The sequence below is a fragment of the Microbacterium sp. genome (genome assembly GCF_011620715.1).
GTDB lineage: Bacteria > Actinomycetota > Actinomycetes > Actinomycetales > Microbacteriaceae > Microbacterium.
In genome coordinates this window covers 1-20462 of the sequence record NZ_WOYP01000005.1, presented here as the reverse complement: position 1 = coordinate 20462, position 20462 = coordinate 1, and the positions used below count along the sequence as shown (strand labels likewise).

General features: G+C 68.6%; 20 protein-coding genes. All 20 read left to right on the top strand.

The window, feature by feature from the left end; genetic code table 11:
* Positions 1–40 precede the first annotated feature (40 nt).
* Positions 41–409: a DUF3040 domain-containing protein gene (locus QZV84_RS01050; protein ID WP_292824019.1), complete on the top strand. Its 369-nt coding sequence runs from the start codon at positions 41–43 to the stop codon at positions 407–409.
* Between the two features lie 195 nt (positions 410–604).
* Positions 605–1036 (top strand): division/cell wall cluster transcriptional repressor MraZ, encoded by a 432-nt coding sequence (mraZ, locus tag QZV84_RS01045; RefSeq protein ID WP_292824073.1) that lies wholly within the window; start codon positions 605–607, stop codon positions 1034–1036.
* Between the two features lie 104 nt (positions 1037–1140).
* Positions 1141–2094 carry a 16S rRNA (cytosine(1402)-N(4))-methyltransferase RsmH gene (rsmH, locus tag QZV84_RS01040; RefSeq protein ID WP_292824017.1) on the top strand — a complete coding sequence of 318 codons (954 nt, stop codon included), beginning with the start codon at positions 1141–1143 and terminating at the stop codon, positions 2092–2094.
* Entirely contained in the window at positions 2091–2678 is a 588-nt protein-coding gene (locus QZV84_RS01035) for a hypothetical protein (protein WP_292824015.1), read from the top strand. Before rsmH ends, QZV84_RS01035 begins: the two co-directional genes overlap by 4 nt.
* A 4-nt stretch (positions 2679–2682) precedes the next feature.
* Positions 2683–4467, top strand: a complete 1785-nt coding sequence (locus tag QZV84_RS01030) for a penicillin-binding protein 2 (protein ID WP_292824013.1) — start codon at positions 2683–2685, stop codon at positions 4465–4467.
* 43 nt (positions 4468–4510) lie between these two features.
* A complete protein-coding gene (gene murF / locus QZV84_RS01025) occupies positions 4511–5941 on the top strand; it encodes a UDP-N-acetylmuramoyl-tripeptide--D-alanyl-D-alanine ligase (protein WP_292824011.1) in 1431 nt (476 codons plus the stop codon).
* Entirely contained in the window at positions 5938–7050 is a 1113-nt protein-coding gene (gene mraY, locus QZV84_RS01020) for a phospho-N-acetylmuramoyl-pentapeptide-transferase (RefSeq protein WP_292824009.1), read from the top strand. Before murF ends, mraY begins: the two co-directional genes overlap by 4 nt.
* On the top strand, positions 7047–8603 hold the full coding sequence (murD, locus tag QZV84_RS01015; RefSeq protein ID WP_292824007.1) for a UDP-N-acetylmuramoyl-L-alanine--D-glutamate ligase: 1557 nt from the start codon (positions 7047–7049) through the stop codon (positions 8601–8603). The genes mraY and murD overlap by 4 nt, the downstream gene beginning before the upstream one ends.
* Entirely contained in the window at positions 8548–9834 is a 1287-nt protein-coding gene (ftsW, locus tag QZV84_RS01010; protein WP_292824006.1) for a putative lipid II flippase FtsW, read from the top strand. Before murD ends, ftsW begins: the two co-directional genes overlap by 56 nt.
* Positions 9835–9870: 36 nt before the next feature.
* Positions 9871–10974 (top strand): undecaprenyldiphospho-muramoylpentapeptide beta-N-acetylglucosaminyltransferase, encoded by a 1104-nt coding sequence (gene murG / locus QZV84_RS01005; RefSeq protein WP_292824004.1) that lies wholly within the window; start codon positions 9871–9873, stop codon positions 10972–10974.
* A gap of 75 nt (positions 10975–11049) precedes the next feature.
* Positions 11050–12477 (top strand): UDP-N-acetylmuramate--L-alanine ligase, encoded by a 1428-nt coding sequence (murC, locus tag QZV84_RS01000; RefSeq protein ID WP_292824002.1) that lies wholly within the window; start codon positions 11050–11052, stop codon positions 12475–12477.
* Between the two features lie 6 nt (positions 12478–12483).
* Positions 12484–13551 (top strand): FtsQ-type POTRA domain-containing protein, encoded by a 1068-nt coding sequence (locus QZV84_RS00995; RefSeq protein ID WP_292824001.1) that lies wholly within the window; start codon positions 12484–12486, stop codon positions 13549–13551.
* Positions 13552–13750: 199 nt separating this feature from the next.
* Positions 13751–14896 carry a cell division protein FtsZ gene (gene ftsZ / locus QZV84_RS00990; RefSeq protein WP_292823999.1) on the top strand — a complete coding sequence of 382 codons (1146 nt, stop codon included), beginning with the start codon at positions 13751–13753 and terminating at the stop codon, positions 14894–14896.
* A 2-nt stretch (positions 14897–14898) separates the two neighbouring features.
* On the top strand, positions 14899–15582 hold the full coding sequence (locus QZV84_RS00985; protein ID WP_292823997.1) for a YggS family pyridoxal phosphate-dependent enzyme: 684 nt from the start codon (positions 14899–14901) through the stop codon (positions 15580–15582).
* 47 nt (positions 15583–15629) lie between these two features.
* Positions 15630–16088 carry a cell division protein SepF gene (gene sepF / locus QZV84_RS00980; protein WP_292823995.1) on the top strand — a complete coding sequence of 153 codons (459 nt, stop codon included), beginning with the start codon at positions 15630–15632 and terminating at the stop codon, positions 16086–16088.
* 25 nt (positions 16089–16113) lie between these two features.
* The gene (locus QZV84_RS00975; RefSeq protein WP_292823993.1) at positions 16114–16413 is read left to right on the top strand and encodes a YggT family protein; all 300 of its coding nucleotides are present in this window, start codon (positions 16114–16116) and stop codon (positions 16411–16413) included.
* Positions 16414–16543: 130 nt separating this feature from the next.
* Entirely contained in the window at positions 16544–17149 is a 606-nt protein-coding gene (locus QZV84_RS00970; protein ID WP_292823990.1) for a DivIVA domain-containing protein, read from the top strand.
* Between the two features lie 8 nt (positions 17150–17157).
* Positions 17158–17826 (top strand): signal peptidase II, encoded by a 669-nt coding sequence (lspA, locus tag QZV84_RS00965; protein WP_292823987.1) that lies wholly within the window; start codon positions 17158–17160, stop codon positions 17824–17826.
* Between the two features lies 1 nt (position 17827).
* A complete protein-coding gene (locus tag QZV84_RS00960; protein ID WP_292823984.1) occupies positions 17828–18748 on the top strand; it encodes an RluA family pseudouridine synthase in 921 nt (306 codons plus the stop codon).
* A 120-nt stretch (positions 18749–18868) separates the two neighbouring features.
* Positions 18869–20462, top strand: a 1594-nt coding sequence (dnaE, locus tag QZV84_RS00955) for a DNA polymerase III subunit alpha (protein ID WP_292824070.1), incomplete at its 3' end; no start/stop codon positions are given.

Genomic DNA, 20462 nt, shown 5'->3' with positions numbered 1-20462 from the left:
CGGGTAGAATCATCGGGTCCGAGCAAGCAGAGGGGGATGCATGCCACTCTCCGAACAGGAGCAGCGTCTGCTCGATGAGATGGAACGCCATCTCATGCGCAATGATGCCGACGTGGTCAGCGCGGCCACCGACGGTCGCACGCTGAGCTATCGAAACATCGTGTACGGCACGGTCCTCGTGCTCGTGGGCCTCGGTGCGCTCATCGTCGGAGTGTCGACCCAGCTCATCGTCGTGGGCGTCATCGGCTTCGTCGTGATGCTCGGTGGCGTCGTCCTCGCCGTCACCCCGACCCGCGGCCTGCCGAGCGGGCCGGTCGCAGCAGCACCGGCACCACCGAAGGCCAAGGCGAGCTCCTCTTTCATGGATCGCATGAACGACCGCTGGGACCGGCGGCGCGAGGGGCAGTGACCCGCCGCACACGCTGATCGCAGCACCGAAGCACCGACCTCCGGGTCGGTGCTTTTCTTTTGCCAGCCGTCGGCCGGGATGGGTGGCGCGGGGGAGCAAGGGGGATCCGTCGTGTCACGAATGGGTGACAAAGTGGAGTGAAGTGGAGTAAAGTGGTGGAAATCCCGCGGGGGCCGGATGAAGGGGGTGGTGGCAATGCTCTTGGGCACCCACACTCCCAAGCTCGACGACAAGGGGAGGGTCATCCTGCCGTCGAAGTTCCGCAGCGACCTGGGTGACGGCATCGTCATCACCCGCGGTCAGGAACGCTGCCTCTACGTGTTCAGCTCCGACGAGTTCGAGCGCATCCACGAGCGCATCCGCGAGACGCCGCTCTCGAACAAGCAGGCGCGGGACTTCCTGCGGATGTTCCTCTCCGGCGCCAGCGCCGAGAAGCCCGACAGCCAGAACCGCATCACGATCCCGTCGTCCCTCCGCACCTACGCCGGGCTCGAGAAGGATCTCGTCGTCACGGGTGTCGGCGCCCACGCCGAGATCTGGAACGCCGACTCCTGGAACGCCTACGCCGAAGGCAACGAATCCAGCTATGCCGAACTCGAGCAGGAGGTGATCCCGGGCCTGTTCTGAGCCCCCGACCCTGACTCCCAGCCGCTCACGCCCTGACACACTTCCCCGGTGCCAGGTCAGAGCGGATGGGGATCAGGATCTGGGGAACAGGGGCCTCGAGCACCATGAGCCTGCGCGACGTCCACACCCCCGTGCTCCTCGACCGCTGTGTCGAGTTGCTCGCGCCCGCCCTGCAGAAGGACGGCGCGGTGCTCGTGGACGCCACCCTCGGCATGGGCGGGCACGCCGAGGCGTTCCTGGAGCGATTCCCCGGCATCCGCGTCATCGGCCTGGACCGAGACCAGGACGCGCTGCGGATCGCCGGGGAGCGGCTCGCGCCGTTCGCCGATCGCATCACTCTGGTCCACACCGTGTACGACGGCATCGCCGCCGCCCTCAAAACGGCCGGCGTCGCCGCGGCGGACGGCATTCTGTTCGACCTCGGCGTCTCGTCCCTGCAGCTGGACGTCGCCGACCGCGGCTTCGCGTATTCGCAGGACGCTCCGCTGGACATGCGGATGGATCAGACCACGGGGCGGATGGCCTCGCACGTCGTGGCAACGTACAGCGAAGGCGAGCTTCGCCGCATCTTCGAACGCTACGGCGAGGAGAAGCTGTCGGGTCGCTATGCCCGCGCCATCATCAGGGCGCGTGAGACCGCACCGATCGAGCGGTCCGGGCAGCTGGTCGAGATTCTGATCGCGGCGACGCCCTACGCGGCGCAGCGCGCCGGACACCCCGCCAAGCGGGTGTTCCAGGCGCTGCGCATCGAGGTGAACGGCGAGCTCGCCGTGCTCGAGCGCGCGATCCCGGCCGCGCTCGATGCGCTTTCGGTCGGTGGCCGCATCGTCGTGCTGGCCTATCAGTCGCTCGAGGACCGGATCGTCAAGCGCGCGCTCGCGGCGGCGTCGGCGTCCACGTCGCCGGCGGGTCTCCCGGTCGAGCTTCCCGAGCACGCTCCCCGGTTCCGGCTGCTGGTGAGGGGCGCCGAACTCGCCTCCGACGAAGAGAAGGCGCGCAACCCCCGCGCCGCACCCGTGCGACTTCGGGCAGCCGAGCGAGTGAGGGATGCCGCGTGAGCGCCGCCGATGCGGTCGCCGCGCTCGCGACTCCGACCCGCGAGCGCGGGTCGGACCGCCCGCTCCGCGTCGTCGAGGAGCCCTCCCGCCGTCGGCGGCCCAAGCTCATCTACGGTGTCGTCGCGCTGGCCGGAGCCCTGACGATCGGCACGGCCCAGATGGCGCTGTCGATCCTCACGACCCAGAGCTCGTACGAGCTGTCCACTCTCACGCAAGAAGCGCGACAGCTCATCTGGCAGAAGCAGATCTTGCACGACGACGTCGCCGGACTCAGCTCCCCCCAGTACCTCGCGGCCAACGCCTCCGCGCTCGGCATGGTGATCGAGGAGTCGCCCAGCTACCTGCGTCTGAGCGACGGCGCTCTGCTCGGTGCGGGGCAGGCGGCGCTGGGTGCGTCCACGGTGGACGCGATCGGCCGGGCGACCGTTCCGAACGCTCTCATCACCGACACCCCTCTCGTCACGGCGCCGGACGCCACGATCGAAGGGGCACCGGTCGAGACGGCCGTCGTCGGTGCGGACGGCGGAGTGACGAACACACCGCCTCCTATCACCGACGGACTGCCCACCCCGAGCACACACTGAGCACATGACCACCAGAAGCACGCGAAGCCCTCGCCGTCGCACGGTCATCGCGCTCGCCGTCGTGCTGGCAGTTCTGGCCGGCTTCATCGTCCGCCTCGTGGACATCCAGATCGTCAACGCCGACGATCACATCGCCGACTCCATGCAGGTCGCACTCGGCGCTTCACGCACGCTGTACGGCACACGGGGGGAGATCGTCGATGAGTCCGGACAGACGCTGGCGGGCAGCATCCTGCTCTACGACGGCGTCCTGGACCCGAAGAACGTCGGACCCCTCACCCGCGAGGCGGCGGACGGCAGGCGCGTCGCGGTGCCGTGGAAGGACGTCGCGGCCGAGATCGCCGCCATCACGGGCCAGACCTCCGAAGAGGTGCAGAAGATCGTCGCCGACGCGCTTCAGGACGATCCCGACTCGCAGTTCGCCTATCTGAAGCGCGGCCTCACGACCGAGCAGTACCGCGCGCTCGTCGACATCGGCGCCCCGTTCCTGACCTTCGACCAGCACCCCGCGCGCACGTATCCCGACGGAGCGGTCGGAGGCAACCTGGTCGGATTCATGAGCATCGACGGCGACCCGCTCGCCGGCATCGAACAGAGCCAGAATGACTGCCTTCTCGCGACAGACGGAACGCTCTCGTTCCAGAAGGGCAAGGACGGCGTCATAATCCCCGGCACCGAGGTGCACCAGCCGGCCGTGAACGGCGGCACCCTGCAGCTCACGATCAACCGCGACCTGCAGTGGTATCTGCAGCAGCTGATCGGCGAGCAGGTGCAGGACATGGGCGCCAAGCGTGGCACGATCACAGTCGTCGAGGTCAAGACCGGCAAGATCCGGGCCGCGGCTGAGTTCCCGTCGGTCGACCCGAACGACGTCAGCGCGGCCGAGGTCGAGAACCGCTACAGCCACATCTTCACCGACACGTTCGAGCCCGGCTCGACCTTCAAGGCACTGACCGGATCGATGGTGCTCGACGCCGGCGGTCAGGACCTGTCCTCCACCGTGGTCGCCTCCAGCACCGAGACCTTCGCGAACGGCGCCCGGGTGCGCGACGCGTTCGAACACGAGGCATATGACTACACACTGGCGGGCGTGCTCATCGACTCGTCGAATGCCGGCATCTCGAAGTTCAGCGAGCGGATCAGCCCGCAGACCCGCTTCGACTACCTGCAGATGTTCGGCATCGGCAGCGGCAGCGCTGTCGGATTCGAGGGCGAGTCGAAGGGTCTGCTGTATCCGGTCGCGCAGTGGGACAACCAGCAGCTCTACAACACGTCGTTCGGCCAAGGTGTGACCACAACGGTGCCCGAGCTGGTGGGCGCATACGATGCGATCGCCAACGGAGGCCTGCGGATGCCGCTGTCGATCGTGGAGTCGTGCACGAAGGCGGACGGCACCGTGATCACCCCCCAACTTCCCGACCCGACCCAGGTCATCAGCGGCGGAACGTCGGCGAAGATGCGCGAGATCCTCGAGAACGTCGCGATGCAGGCCGGCTACGCGCAGCAGGTCGAAGTTCCGGGCTATCGCATCGCCACCAAGACCGGTACGGGCGAGAAGTCGAACGGCAGCGGCGGCTACAAGGCCGGTGTCTACTTCACCACGATGATCGGCTTCGCCCCGGCCGACGACCCGCAGTACCTCGTCGCCGTGACCCTCGACGAGCCCACTGCGGTAACCTCGTCTTCGGCCAATGCGCCGGCGTTTCAGAAGGCCATGACCCAGGTTCTCAAGACCTATCGCGTCATGCCGGCGACGACGGCGCCGACGCTGCTTGCGAAGTTCGGCTAGCCCTGCCGGCATTCCCGCAGCGCCCGATCCGGCCGGAGAACCGATGATTTCCCTCACGCTCGCTCAGCTCGCCCACGTCCTCGACGCAGAACTCCACCTCGCCGCCGGAGCGACCGCTGACGACGTGGTGAGCGGCGGAGTGGACACCGACTCCCGGCTGATCGAGCCCGGCGGGATCTTCGTGGCCAAGCCCGGCGAGGTCACCGACGGGCACCTGTTCGTCGATGCAGCGGTCGCCAACGGCGCCGCCGTGGCGATCGTCGAGCGCGTGGTGGCGGGGACGGTCACCCAGGTCGTCGTCGCCGACGCGATCGCCGCTCTGGCCGACCTCGCCCGTCACGTCGTGGCGACCGTGAGAGATGCCGGTGACCTGCGCGTCGTGGGGATCACCGGGTCGAACGGCAAGACCACGACCAAGAACATGCTCGCCCGCATCCTCGAGGATGAGGGCGAGACGGTCGCGCCGCGCGCCTCGTTCAACAACGAGGTCGGTGCACCGCTGACGATGCTTCGGGTCGCCGAAAGCACACGGTTCCTGATCAACGAGTTCGGTGCGAGCGGCGCCGGCGAGATCGCTCACCTGGCGGGGCTGGTCGAGCCCGACATCGGCGTGGTCCTCATGGTGGGCATGGCCCACGCGGGTGGCTTCGGCGGGATCGAAGCGACTTTCGAGGCCAAGTCGGAACTCGTGCGGGCGATCCGCCCGGGGGGCGTGGCGGTGCTCAACGCCGATGATCCCCGGGTCGCCGCGATGGCGCCGATCGCCGCGGAGCGGGGAGTCTCGGTCCGATGGTTCGGCCGCGGCGCGACCGCGGATGTGCGCGCGGAGCATGTCGAGGTGACCGCCGACGGCACGCGCTGCACCGTGTCTGTGACGGACCCAGGGAGCGCCGACGGCCTGACGGCCTCGCTGCACCTGCGCGTGCTCGGTGAGCACCACGTCATGAATGCACTCGCCGCGATCGCCGCCGCGACGGCGCTCGGCGTGTCGCTCGAGGACTGCGTCGCCCGGCTGCAGACCGTCGAGCTGGCCGAGCGATGGCGCATGCAGCCTCTCGGCTCGGACCGCGTGCGGATCATCAACGACGCCTACAACGCCAGCCCCGACTCGATGGCGGCGGCACTTCGCACCCTGGCCCAGATCACCGGCCCGGAGCAGCGCACCGTCGCCGTCCTCGGGGCGATGAGCGAACTGGGCGAGTACGCGGACGAAGAGCACGACCGTGTCGGCTTGCTGGCCGTTCGGCTCGGCATCCAGCGCATCGTCGTCGTCGGCCCGGCCGCGCGCCGCATGTACCTCGAGGCGATCGCGCAAGGCTCTTGGGACGCTGAGGCGATCTTCTTCGCCACCGCCGACGAGACGTACGACTACCTGATGGGCGAGCTTCGGGACGGCGACCGCGTGCTGGTGAAGTCCTCCAACTCGGCGGGTCTGCGGTTCCTGGGCGATCGTCTGGGAGAATCCTTCTCGTGAGATCACTTCTGACTGCAGCGGCGATCTCGCTGGCATTCACCCTGTTCCTGACGCCGGTGTTCCTGCGGCTGTTCCGCAAGTGGGGCTGGGGTCAGGTGATCCGCACGCCCGACAACGTGCACAACCCCAGTCATGGCGAGAAGCGCGGCACTCCGACGATGGGCGGCACGATCTTCATCGTCGGCACGATCGTGGGCTATCTCGCCGGCGCGTTCACCGGCAACAACCCTCCGACGATCTCGGGCTGGCTCGTGGTCTGGATGATGGTGGGCTTCGGCGCGGTCGGATTCATCGACGACTACATGAAAGTGCGCCGTCAGCGCAGCCTCGGGCTGAGCGGCTGGCGCAAGATCGTCGGGCAGATCCTCGTCGCGGTGCCGTTCGCCGTCGTGGCGCTCAACTTCCCGAACGCGTGGAACCAGACTCCGGCGTCGGCCTCCATCTCGGTCTTCCGAGACCTGCCGATGCTGTCGTTCATGGCGCTCGGACCAATCATCGGCTGGCTGCTTTACCTCGCGTGGATCTCGTTCATCGGCGTCGCGTACTCCAACAGCGTCAACGTTTCGGACGGGCTGGACGGGCTCGCCGCCGGCGCCGGCATCTTCGTCGTCGGCGCCTACAGCCTGATCGCATTCTGGCAGTTCAACCAGTCATGCAGCGGGGGAGCGACCCTCTCCGACGGTGTCGCCTCCGGGTGCTATGCGACACGAGACCCGTTCGATCTCGCCATCGTGTCGGCCGCCTTCATCGGGGCACTGGTGGGGTTCCTCTGGTGGAATGCGCCCAAGGCGCAGGTGTTCATGGGCGACGTCGGCTCGATGGCGATCGGCGGCGTCATCGCTGCCATGGCCATCCTGACCCGCACCGAGCTGCTCTCCATCCTCATCGCCGGCGTCTTCGTGATCGGGCCGGGCTCGGTCATCCTGCAGCGTGTCTACTTCAAGCTGACGCGTGGGAAGCGCCTGTTCCTGATGAGCCCCTTCCACCACCACCTCGAGATGCGCGGCTGGCCGGAGATCACCATCGTGGTGCGCATGTGGATCATCGCGGGCCTGCTCGCCGTCTCGGGCATCGGCTTCTTCTACGTCGAGTGGCTCTCCCACACATGAGCGACTCGCGGCTGGACGCCCTGACCAGCTGGCGCGCCGAATGGAAGGGTCTGCGCGTCGCGGTGCTCGGCCTGTCGGTGACCGGCTTCTCGGTGGCCGACACGCTCGCCGAGCTCGGCGCCGATGTCGCGGTCTACTCCGAGTCCGCCGATCCCGAGTACGAGCGACTGCTCCCGGTCATCGGCGTGCGGTCGTGGGTGGGTGCGCTCTCCCCGGTTCCGGGTGACCTGCAAGCCTTCACGCCCGACGTGGTGATCGCCTCGCCCGGCTTCTCGCCGGCGCACGCGGTGATCATGTGGGCGCGGGATGCCGGGATCCCCGTGTGGGGCGACATCGAGCTCGCCTGGCGGGTGCGCGACAAGGTCGTACGCTCCGACGGCACGCCCGCAGATTGGGTGCTCATCACCGGGACGAACGGCAAGACCACCACCACCCGACTGACCGCGGCAATGCTGGTGGAGGGTGGACTCCGCGCTGCGCCGGTGGGCAACATCGGCACGCCGGTGCTCGACGCGGTGCGTGACCCGGCCGGCTTCGACGTGCTCGTGGTCGAACTCTCCAGCCACCAGCTCTGGTACCTCGGCCTGCAGACCGGTCGCGACCCGCTCTCCCCGCACGCGAGCGTGTGCCTCAATCTCGCGGATGACCACCTCGAATGGCATGGATCGTCCGCCGCATACCGGGACGCGAAGGCGCACGTCTACGACAACACGCGCGTGGCGTGCGTGTACAACAAGTCGGATGCGGCGACCCGCGAGATGGTCGAAGACGCCGAGGTGGTCGAGGGCGCCCGTGCGATCGGGTTCGACCTGGGCGTGCCCGGTCCGAGCGATCTGGGCGTGGTGGACGGCATCCTGGTCGACCGTGCGTTCCTGGAGGATCGCCGCACCAGCGCCCTCGAGCTCACGACGGTGGCAGACCTCGCCGGGCAGGGGCTGGCCGCCCCGCACATCGTCGCGAACATCCTCGCGGCCAGCGCGCTCGCCCGGTCGCTGGATGTCACGCCGGCCGCGATCCGCGACGCACTGCGCGGCTTCCGGCTCGATCCTCATCGCATCGAAGTCATCGAGGTCATCGACGGCGTGACGTGGGTGGACGATTCGAAAGCTACGAATCCGCACGCGGCGGCATCGTCGCTGGCGGCGTACCCCGGCGCGGTGTGGGTCGTCGGCGGCGTCCTCAAGGGCGTCGACATCTCGGACCTGGTCGCCGCCGGCGGCGGTACGGCCAAGGCGGCGATCGTGATCGGCCTCGACCGCGCCCCGGTCGTCTCGGCGTTCTCGCGACACGCGCCCGCAGTCCCGGTGTTCGAGGTGGACGCCGATGAGACTGAGGAGGTCATGGCACGGGTCGTCGAGCTGGCGGCCGGGATCGCGCGTGATGGGGACGTCGTACTTCTCGCCCCCGCCGCGGCATCCTTCGACCAGTTCACCTCCTACGCCGACCGCGGCCGGCGATTCGCCGCCGCGGTGCGAGAGCAGATGGGGAGGGGGGCCGGTGACGAGCACGACGCAGACCCCGCCGACGGCCCGTCTCACGCAGACCCCGGCTGATCCCGCTTCCCGTCGCGGACTCGCCGCCCGGGTATCGCTCGGTCGGGTGTTCGCACCGGTCCCGAGCGAGTTCCTGCTCATCGCCTCGACCGCGCTGCTGCTGACCGGCTTCGGCCTGGTCATGGTCCTGTCGGCCACGTCGGCGACCGCCACGGCAGCCGGCGAACCGCCCTATGAGGCGGTCATCAAGCAGGCCGTGTTCGCGGTGATCGGCATCCCGCTGATGTTCGTCGCGAGCCGCCTGCCCGTCGGGTTCTGGAAGCGCGCGGCTTGGCCGGCGCTGATCGGAGCGGTGCTCTTCCAGCTGCTCGTGTTCGTTCCGGGTCTCGGCGTAGAGGCGAACGGAAACCGCAACTGGATCATGATCGCAGGCTTCCAGTTCCAGCCTGCCGAGTTCCTCAAGCTCGGCCTCGCGCTGTGGATGGGCTACGTGCTGTTTCGCAAGCAGACCCTGCTGGGGCTGTGGCGCCACGTCTTCATTCCGGTCGTGCCGGTCGGCGCGCTCGTGATCGCGACCGTGCTGGCGGGTCAGGATCTCGGCACGGCGATGATCCTCGTGCTGATCCTCCTCGGCGCGCTGTTCTTCTCCGGGGTGAAGCTGCGCATCTTCATCCTGCCGCTGCTCGCCTCGGTCGCAGTCGTCGCCGCACTGGCGGTGACGAGCCCCGACCGCATGCGGCGCATCATGAGCTTCATGGACCCGGACTGCCTCGCCGACTACTACAACAGCTGCTACCAGCCGCTGCACGGCATCTGGGGACTCGCCGGCGGCGGCATCTTCGGGCTGGGGCTGGGCAACTCCAAGGAGAAGTACGACTGGCTGCCGGCGGCGGCCAACGACTACATCTTCGCCATCGTCGGCGAAGAGCTCGGGCTGATCGGCTGCGTCGTCGTGCTCGCACTGTTCGCCTTGTTCGCGGTCGGGGCGTTCCACGTCATCCGCAAGACCGACGACCCGTTCGTGCGCATCGTGTCGGGTGCCATCACGGTGTGGATCGTCGGGCAGGCGCTCATCAACATCGGCGTCGTTCTGCGCGTGTTCCCGGTGCTCGGCGTCCCGCTGCCGTTCATGTCACAGGGCGGCACGTCGCTGCTGTCGGTGCTCGTGGCCACGGGCGTGCTGCTGTCGTTCGCGCGCACGCTTCCCGAAGCGGAGGCCAAGCGTCGCGCCGCGATCCAGCGCGCGGCGGTACGTCGGCAGCGGGCCGCGGCGTCGGCGAAGACCCGTTAGGCAGAGCACGCGCCCGCCTCGGGCTAGGGTCGTGGAGTGACGACGTACCTGCTCGCCGGCGGCGGCACCGCCGGGCACGTGAACCCGCTGCTGGCCGTCGCGGATGCGCTGCGAGCCCGCGACCCCGAGGCTCGGATCCTGGTGCTCGGCACGCGTGAGGGCCTCGAGGCGCGGTTGGTTCCCGAGCGCGGCTACGAGCTGCTGTTCGTCGACAAGGTGCCGTTCCCGCGCCGGCCCGACAAGGCGGCCGCGGCATTTCCGGCACGCTTCCGACGCGCGATCGCCCAGGTTCGCACCCATCTCCGCGAGCGCCGCGTCGACGTGGTGGTCGGATTCGGCGGGTACGCGGCCGCGCCGGCGTATGTCGCGGCCCGCGGCGCCCGCGTGCCGGTTGTGGTGCACGAGGCCAACGCCAAGCCCGGCATGGCCAACGCCCTCGGCGCGCGCCGCGCGGCCGCGGTGGGCGTCGCCTTCGAGGGCACGCCGATCCGTGGCGGCCGTGTCGTCGGGATGCCGCTGCGCCGCGAGGTCGTCGACCTGGACCGCGCCGCCGTCCGCGACGAGGCGGCGCAGCACTTCGGGCTGGATCCCGCCCAGCCCACCTTGCTCGTATTCGGTGGCTCGCTCGGTGCCCAGCGACTGAACGAGGCGTTCGGAGGCGCCTGGCAGGACGTGCTCGGCGCCGGGTGGCAGCTCGTGCACGTGACGGGCGAGCGCTCGGAGCTGCCCGACCCGGGTGTGCCGGGTTACACGGTGCGCCGCTACGTCGACCGCATGGACCTGGCGTTCGCGGTGTGCGATCTGATCGTCTCCCGAGCGGGAGCGGCGACCGTGAGCGAGATCAGCGCGCTCGGCATCCCCGCTGTGTACGTCCCGTACGCGGTCGGCAACGGGGAGCAGGCGCTCAACGCGGGCTCCGCCGTGCGGGCCGGCGCGGCGATCCTGATTCCGGATGCCGAGTTCACCGCCGACCGCGTGCGCTCGCAGATCGTGCCGCTGCTGGCCGACGAGAACCGGCGGGCGGCGATGACGGAGGCGGCCGCATCCGTCGGCACCCGAAACGGCACCGAGAACGTCGTCGCCATGATCGACGAGGCGCTGGGCAGACGATCGCCGCACGCCCCGATCACGCAAGCGTGAACAGCAGCGGCGCCCACGTCGCACCCAGCGCGCCGGGACCTGCTCCCAGGTGGCCCAACTTAGGATTGACGGGTCATGATCAGACCCGACCTCAGCCTTCCCATCCCCGAGAACATCGGCGCTGCGCACTTCATCGGCATCGGCGGCTCGGGCATGTCGGGCCTCGCGCGCATGTTCCTCGATCGCGGCATCCGCGTATCGGGCTCGGACCGCGCGGACAGCACGGCACTGCAGGATCTCGCTGCGCACGGCGCCACCGTGTTCATCGGCCACGACGCGGCCAACCTGGGCGACGCCGACACGGTGATCCACACCGGAGCGATCTGGCCGGAGAACCCCGAATTCGTCGTCGCCAAGGAACGGGGGATGCCGGTCATCCACCGCTCGCAGGCGCTGAATTGGCTGATCGGCGGTCATCGTCTGGTCTCGGTCGCCGGCGCCCATGGCAAGACGACCTCCACCGGAATGATCGTGACTGCGCTGCGGGCACTGGGTGAAGATCCGACGTTCGTCAACGGCGGAGTGATCGCACAACTCGGTGTCTCGAGCGCGACAGGCTCCGATGACCTGTTCGTGATCGAGGCCGATGAGTCCGACGGCACGTTCCTGCTCTATGACACCTCGGTCGCCCTGATCACGAACGTCGATCCGGATCACCTCGATCACTACGGCTCCGACGAAGCGTTCGTGGACGCGTTCGCGACTTTCGCGAATCGGGCTCGCGAGGCGGTCGTCATCTCGGCCGACGACGCCGGTGCGCGCACGGTGGCCGAGCGGCTGACGCATCCGCACATCCTCACGTTCGGCGAGTCGGATGCCGCCGACGTGCGGGTGACCGGCATCCGCACCGAGGGCCCGGTCTCGTTCACGATCAGCCACGGCGACGTGGCGGTCCAGGCGCAGCTGGCTGTTCCGGGCGCGCACAACGCCGTCAACGCGACGGGCGCGGTCGCAGTGCTGCTCACCCTCGGTCACGAGCTCGAGCCTGCGGTGCGCGCGGTCGAGGGCTTCGAGGGCACGGTGCGCCGGTTCGAGCTGCACGGCATCGAACGGGGGGTCAGCGTCTTCGACGACTATGCACATCACCCGACCGAGGTCGCCGCCGCGCTCGAAGCGGCACGCACCGTCGTCGGGGATGGGAGGATCATCGCGATCCAGCAGCCGCACACGTACTCGCGGACTCAGCAGATGTACCGCGAGTTCGCCGAGGTCCTCGAGAGCCATGCGGACCACACCGTCATGCTCGACGTGTACGGCGCCCGAGAGGATCCGGTGCCCGGCGTGACCGGCGAGCTGGTCTCCGACGCCTTCGCGGACCCCGGCCACGTGCACTACGTCGCCGATTGGCAGCAGGCTGCGGACTACACCGCGACCGTCGCCCGCGACGGCGACTACGTCATCACGCTCGGCTGCGGCAACGTCTACCAGATCATTCCTCAGGTGCTCGACGCGCTTTCGCGCACTCCGGCCGCGGCTTCGGCGGCGGACGAAGCGGCGGAGTAGCGCCGGATGCGCCGGCCGACGCCGCTTCCGCCGCCTGCGGAGTCCGCCGCGGATGCCGCGGTGCCTCCGTCGACGCGGGGCGTCGTGGACGTCGACCCCGGCTCCGGGTCCGGCCCCGGCCCCGAGACCGAGACGGAGGCCGCTCGTCCCAGCGCTGACGTCGATGAGGCGACGGATGCCGAACCCAGCGGCACCGTCGCTCCGGTCATCCCGCTGATCGGCGCCACGCCGATGCAGCGGCCCGCTGAGCTTGCGGGTGTCGCTGTGCCGCCGGATGCCGCGTCGGCGGACGCGGATGCGGACGAGGATCACGTCCGTCTGCGCCAGGTGTGGGCGGCGGCTCGGGCCCGCCGCAAGGCGCTGCGAGCCGAGGTGCGTCGCTTCACCGGCCGCCAGCGGCGCCGTCGGCTGCTGTGGCTCGGGGGAGCGGCATCCGTCGTCCTGCTCGTCCTGTCGACACTGGGCGCCGCCTACAGTCCGCTGTTCGCCGTGGAGCAGATCCGCATCGTCGGCGCGCAGACCCTGGACCCGCTCGATGTGGGGGCCGCTCTGCAGGGTCAGATCGGCACTCCGCTGCCGCTGGTGGACGAGAGCGCAGTGAAGGCGGCTCTGGTGACCTTCCCGATCGTGGAGTCCTATTCGCTCGAGGCGCGACCCCCTCACGAACTGGTCGTGCGCATCGTCGAACGCACGCCGATCGGCCTGATCCAGACGCGCGCGGGGTACACGCTCGTGGACGCGGCCGGCGTCGCGCTGTCCACGAGCGAGATTCCCGCTCCCGGCCGGCCACTGGTCACCGTCGAGGGCGGGACCGGGTCGACGGCGTTTGCCGCGATCGGTCAGGTCATACGGTCCCTGCCGGATTCGATCATGGCGCAGGTCACAGCGGTGTCGGCCACGACGCCGGATGATGTGACCCTCACGCTCGGCGGGGCGAACGCACAGGTCGTGTGGGGCAGCGCCGAGGACTCCGCGATGAAGGCGCTCGTGCTCGAGAAGGCCATGATCGCGCGTCCGCCCGCCTCGGTCAGTGTCTACGACGTGTCGTCGCCGAGCGCGATCGTCGTGGGCTGAGCACAGTCCCGCCGCTGTCGGGACCCGGTTCTGCGCGGGATGTCGCGACACGCCCGCGACGCTCCCGGTGGTGTGCCGGCATCCGCATACTTTCGTGACCAAGGGAATTGCATACCGGGCAATTCTTTACACCTCTACTAGAGGTTGAAGGTTTTTTCGCGGTGATACAGACCAGGGTGCAGCACAGACGGAGGCCGGCATGAGCCAGAACCAGAACTACCTCGCGGTGATCAAGGTCGTCGGCGTCGGCGGTGGCGGCGTGAACGCCGTCAACCGCATGATCGATCTCGGACTGCGGGGCGTCGAGTTCATCGCGATCAACACCGACGCGCAGGCGCTGCTGATGAGCGACGCCGACGTCAAGCTCGACGTCGGTCGCGAGCTCACGCGCGGCCTCGGCGCCGGTGCCGACCCCGAGGTGGGGCGCCGCGCGGCAGAGGACCACGCCGAAGAGATCGAGGAAGCGCTGCGAGGCGCCGACATGGTCTTCGTCACCGCAGGTGAGGGTGGCGGCACCGGTACCGGTGGCGCCCCGGTGGTCGCGAAGATCGCGAAGTCGATCGGCGCCCTCACGATCGGTGTCGTGACCAAGCCGTTCTCGTTCGAGGGCCGCCGTCGCCAGAGCCAGGCCGAGACCGGCGTGGCCAAGCTGAAGGAAGAGGTCGACACCCTCATCGTGGTTCCGAACGACCGCCTGCTGGAGATCAGCGACCGAGGCATCAGCATGATCGAGGCGTTCGCCACGGCCGACCAGGTGCTTCTGGCCGGCGTGCAGGGAATCACCGACCTCATCACGACCCCGGGCCTGATCAACCTCGACTTCGCCGACGTCAAGTCGGTCATGCAGGGCGCCGGCTCGGCACTCATGGGCATCGGCTCGGCGCGCGGCGCCGATCGCGCCATCAAAGCCGCCGAGCTCGCGGTCGAGTCCCCTCTGCTCGAGGCGAGCATCGAGGGCGCCCACGGCGTGCTGCTGTCGATCCAGGGCGGGTCGAACCTCGGCATCTTCGAGATCAACGACGCCGCGCAGCTGGTCAAGGAGGCCGCCCACCCCGAGGCGAACATCATCTTCGGAACCGTCATCGACGACACCCTCGGCGACGAGGTCCGGGTCACGGTGATCGCCGCCGGCTTCGACAGCGGCGAGCCGACACTGCGCTTGGATCCCGTCACGTCGTCGCGGGTGGTCTCGGCGCCCGTCGTGCCCGCCACCCCGGCCGCGGATGCGGCCAAAGAGCCGGTCCTCCAGAGCGAGACCGTCTCAGTCGGCGCGGCCGTGCCGGACTCGAGCTACGACTCGGCCTTCGGCGACGACGACCTCGACATCCCCGACTTCCTGAAGTAGAGGTGGACCTCGCCGCCCGCCTCACCCAGGTCGACGCCGGGATCGAGGCCGCCGCACGGGCGGTGGGTCGCGATCCGGACAGGATCACGCGCATCGTGGTGACGAAGTTCCATCCCGTGTCTCTCGTCGAGGAGCTCTACGCGCTCGGCGTGCGCGACGTGGGTGAGAATCGCCAGCAGGAGCTCAGCGAGAAGACAGCGGCCGTCGGCAGCCTGGAGGGCCTGCGCTGGCACTTCATCGGGCAGGCGCAGACCAACAAGGCGAAGGCGATCAGGGCTGCGGCATCCGTCGTGCACTCCGTCGACCGCATCAAGATCGCCGATGCGCTGGATGCGGCAGCCGCGCCCGATTCGCCGGCCCTCGACGTGCTGCTCCAGGTGAACCTCACGCACGACCCGGGCCGCGGGGGAGTCGTGCCGGACGAGCTCGAGCGCCTCGCCGAGCACGTGAGCGGATGCCGCACCCTGCGGCTTCGCGGGGTGATGGCGGTGGCTCCTCTCGACGAGGCGCCGGCTGCGGCATTCGCTCGCTTGGCGGATTGCTCCGATCGCGTGCGCGCGGTCGCTCCCGAGGCCTCATGGATCTCCGCCGGAATGACGGCGGACTACCCCGACGCGATCGCCGCGGGCGCGACACACCTGCGGATCGGGTCGGCAATCACGGGCCCGAGACCCGCGCACCGTTAACCTCGAAACACGAGCACGCACAGCAGTGAGAAATGCAGGAGGATGCGATGTCGAACCCGCTCAAGAAGACCATGGTGTACCTCGGACTCGCCGATGAGGAAGAGGTCTATGACGAACCCGCTCCGCAGCCGGCCGGCCGCAAGCCGACCTCGATCGAGAAGTCTGCGACGGTGACCCCGCTGCACCGTCCGACCGTCGTGCGCCAGGTGGCGCCCGCGGCGATCAGCGAGATCCTCACCGTGCACCCCAAGCAGTACCGCGACGCCCAGGTCATCGCCGAGAACTTCCGCGAGGGCATCCCGGTCATCATCAATCTCTCGCAGATGAGTGACGCCGATGCGCGCCGCCTGATCGACTTCGCGAGCGGACTCTCGCTCGGCCTGTACGGCCGGATCGAGCGTGTGACCAGCAAGGTCTTCCTGCTCTCGCCCGAGAACGTCGCCGTTTCGGGCGACGGTGCGGTGGCTCAGGCCGACCCGGAGTCGGTCCCATTCGCGCAGGGGTAGCTCGCCGCGCTGATACGATCGAGTTGTGAACATCGTCGGCGCTATTGCCACGATCCTCAATAGCCTCCTCCTGCTTTTCCTGATCGTGCTGCTGGTGCGGCTCATGCTCGACTGGATCCCGTTCTTCAACCGGGAATGGCGTCCCAAGGGTGCCGGTCTGGTGGCTGCAGAGATCGTCTATACGGTCACCGACCCGCCGATCAAGATGTTCCGGCGCTTCATCCCGCCGCTGCGTGTCGGCGGCATCGGTATCGACTTCGGCTTCACCTTGACGATGTTGCTGTGCTTCGTGCTGCTCTCCGTCACGCGCGCCTTCATGCGCTGACCCCACACTCGCGCGCGGCCTTCGACACGCTCGTGAGCCGCGACTATGCTTGCCTGGTACGACCGCCGGACATCGGCGGAGCGGCCCCCGACATCGGCCAGCGACCAGAGCGCTCGAAAGAGGAACCATCATGGCATTGACCCCCGATGACGTCGTCACCAAGCAGTTCCAGCACGTCCGGTTCAAGGAAGGCTTCGACCCGGACGAGGTCGATGACTTCCTCGACGAGATCGTCGTGGAGTGGCGCAAGACGATCGCCGAGAATGATGAGCTGAAGGCCAAGCTCGCCGCGTACGAGTCCGGTTCGGCGGCGCCCGCCGAGGCCCGCGCCGAGGTCGTCGAAGAAGCTCCGAGTGCCGCTCCGGTCGCGGCGTCCGCCACCGACGCAGGTCAGGGCGCTGTCGCCCCGGCCGCTGCCAGCGCGGGCATCATCGAGCTGGCTCAGCGCCTGCACGACGAACACGTCGCCGAGGGCATCGCCCAGCGTGACCGGCTCATCGCCGACGCGCAGGCCCAGGCGGCATCCATCGTCTCCGAGGCCGAGACGAAGGGGCGCGAAGAGATCGCCCGTCTCGAGAAGGAGCGCGGAAGCCTCGAGAACCGAATCACCGAGCTGCGCAACTTCGAGCGCGACTATCGCGCCCAGCTGCGCGGCTACATCGAGGGCAAGCTGCGCGACCTCGAGACCACGGGCACGGCGTCGGGTTCGACCCCGGTGTCGGCCATCGGCCTCTAGGCCGGCCTTTGACAGGCCGAGCCCCCCTGCACAAGGCGGCGGCCGGCACCATCGTCGCGATTCTCGCGGCGCTGGTGCTGGCCGCCGACCAGTTCACGAAGTACCTCGCCATTCAGAACCTGCCGCCCGAGCAGGCCGTCAAGGTTCTTGGCGACTTCCTGATCTTCTATCTGATCCGAAACCCCGGAGCCGCGTTCTCGCTCGGCGAGGGTGTCACGTGGATCTTCACGATCGCCCTCGCTGTGGTCGCGGTCGTGATCGTCTGGCTCGCCGCCACCCGCCTTCGCTCGCGCGTGTGGGCGGTGGTGCTCGGGCTGCTCCTGGGCGGCGTGCTCGGAAACCTCACCGACCGCGCGCTGCGCGAACCCGGCTTCCCGGTCGGGCATGTCGTCGATTTCATCAACACGCCGTGGATGATGCCGGCGATTTACAACGTCGCCGACATCTTCATCGTGACGATGATGATCTCGGTCGCGGCTCTGGTGCTCATCGGCCTTCATGTGGACGGCACCCGTGAGGTGCGCGTGCGCAAGGACGACGGCACCCTGCTCGGTGAGGGCGACGAGTTTCCTCCGGACGGCGGCGTGACCGGCTTCCAAGGCAGTGAATTCCCCGTCGCCGAACCGGATGCCGGTGCCCCGCGCGATCGCGAACCCCGGCGCGACGCGGACGGCTGACGTGGACTCGCGCAGTCTCCCGGTGCCCGACGGGCTCGACGGGACGCGGGTGGATGCCGCCCTCGCCAAGATGCTGGGGTTCTCGCGGACGTTCGCGGCCGATGTCGCCGATGCCGGCGGCGTCGAGATGGACGGTCGGGTGCTGACCAAGTCGGATCGCCTGCGCGGCGGATCCTGGCTCGAGGTGTCGTGGCAGCCGAAGGAGGAGCCGCGCGTCGTGCCGCTGGCCGTGCCCGATCTCGGGATCGTCTACGACGATGACGAGATCGTCGTGGTCGACAAGCCCTCGGGCGTGGCCGCCCATCCGTCGATCGGCTGGGCGGGACCGACCGTGCTCGGCGCGCTCGTCGCCGGAGGCATCCGTGTCGCGACGACCGGCGCGGCGGAGCGGCAGGGCATCGTCCATCGCCTCGACGTCGGCACGAGCGGTCTGATGGTCGTGGCCAAGACCGAGCGCGCCTACACGGCGCTCAAACGCGCGTTCAAGGAGCGCGAGGTCGAGAAGATCTACCACGCGGTCGTGCAGGGCCACCCCGACCCGCTCGCCGGCACGATCGACGCCCCGATCGGGCGGCATCCGTCGCATTCGTGGAAATTCGCCGTCACGCCCGACGGCAAGGACTCCCTCACCCACTACGAGACCCTCGAGGCGTTTCCTGGCGCGGCGCTGCTGGAGATCCACCTCGAGACCGGGCGCACGCACCAGATCCGCGTGCACATGGCCGCCCATCGGCATCCGTGCGTCGGCGATCCGCTCTATGGGAGCGACCCGATGCTGTCGGCACGATTGGGGCTGACACGCCAGTGGCTTCACGCTCGGCAGCTGTCGTTCGCGCATCCCGGAACGGGGGACTGGGTCACCTTCACGTCGGAGTACCCCGCCGACCTCGCCCACGCTCTCGAGGTGCTGCGCGGCGACTAGCGCTTCCCGGCGACGCCGTCATGCGCGGCGTTGCCGCCGCAGTCGGTCGGAGGGCGCGGGTAGTCTCGATCCGTGACAGCCGACTCCTTTGTTCACCTTCATGTTCACAGTGAGTATTCGATGCTGGACGGGGCCGCGCGCATCAAACCCCTCATCGAAGAGGCGTCCCATCAGGGGATGCCGGCGATCGCGGTCACCGATCACGGCAACACGTTCGGTGCCTTCGAGTTCTACAAGACGGCGATCGAGATCGGCGTGAAGCCGATCATCGGCATGGAGGCGTACGTCACGCCCGGCACGCACCGCGCCGACAAGGCGCGGGTGCGTTGGGGACGTCCCGACCAGAACGACGACGATGTCTCGGGCTCGGGCGCGTACACGCACATGACGCTGCTGGCCGAGAGCGACGAAGGCCTGCACAACCTCTTCCGGATGTCGTCCTATGCGTCACTGGAGGGCTACTACTTCAAACCCCGCATCGACCGCGAGCTCCTGCAGACCTACTCGAAGGGCGTCATCGCCACCACCGGCTGTGTCGGCGGCGAGGTGCAGACGCGCCTGCGCCTCGGACAGTACGACGCAGCGAAGGCGGCGGCCGCCGAGTTCCGCGACATCTTCGGCAAGGAGAACTTCTATGCCGAGATCATGGACCACGGCATAGACATCGAGCGCCGCACGATGAACGACCTGCTGCGCCTTGCGAGGGAACTCGACCTCCCGCTCGTCGCGACCAACGACCTGCACTACACGCATCAGCACGACGCCACCAGCCACGCCGCGCTGCTGTGCGTGCAGTCCGGCTCCACCCTCGACGACCCCAGGCGCTTCAAGTTCGAAGGCGAGGAGTTCTACCTCAAGTCGCCGGCGCAGATGCGGCACATCTTCCGCGACAACCCGGAGGCCTGCGACAACACGCTGGCGATCGCCGAACGCGCCGGCATCCACTTCGACACGAGCGCCAACTACATGCCGCGCTACCCGGTGCCGGCGGGCGAGACGGAGCAGAGCTGGTTCGTGAAGGAGGTCGAGCGCGGACTGCACGTGCGGTATCCGTCCGGAATCCCGGCCGAGGTGCGTGCGCGGGCCGACTTCGAGGCGGGTGTCATCGTGCAGATGGGATTCCCCGGTTACTTCCTGGTCGTCGCCGACTTCATCAACTGGGCCAAGGAGAACGGCATCCGGGTGGGTCCCGGGCGCGGCTCCGGCGCCGGTTCGATGGCCGCCTACGCGATGCGGATCACCGACCTGGATCCCCTCCGGCACGGCCTCCTGTTCGAGCGGTTCCTCAACCCCGATCGTGTGTCGATGCCCGACTTCGACATCGACTTCGACGACCGTCGCCGCGGCGAGGTGATCCAGTACGTCACCCAGAAGTACGGCGACGAGCGCGTCGCCCAGATCGTCACGTACGGCACGATCAAGGCCAAGCAGGCGCTCAAGGACGCGGGCCGGGTGCTCGGCTTCCCGTTCAGCATGGGGGAGAAGCTCACCAAAGCGATGCCCCCCGCCGTGATGGGCAAGGACATGCCGCTGGAGGGCATGTTCGACAAAGATCACCCGCGGTTCAAGGAGGCATCCGAATTCCGCGCGCTGATCGACACGGATCCCGACGCGAAGACGGTCTTCGACACCGCCGTGGGGCTGGAGAACCTCAAGCGACAGTGGGGCGTGCACGCCGCCGGCGTGATCATGTCGAGCGAACCGCTGATCGACA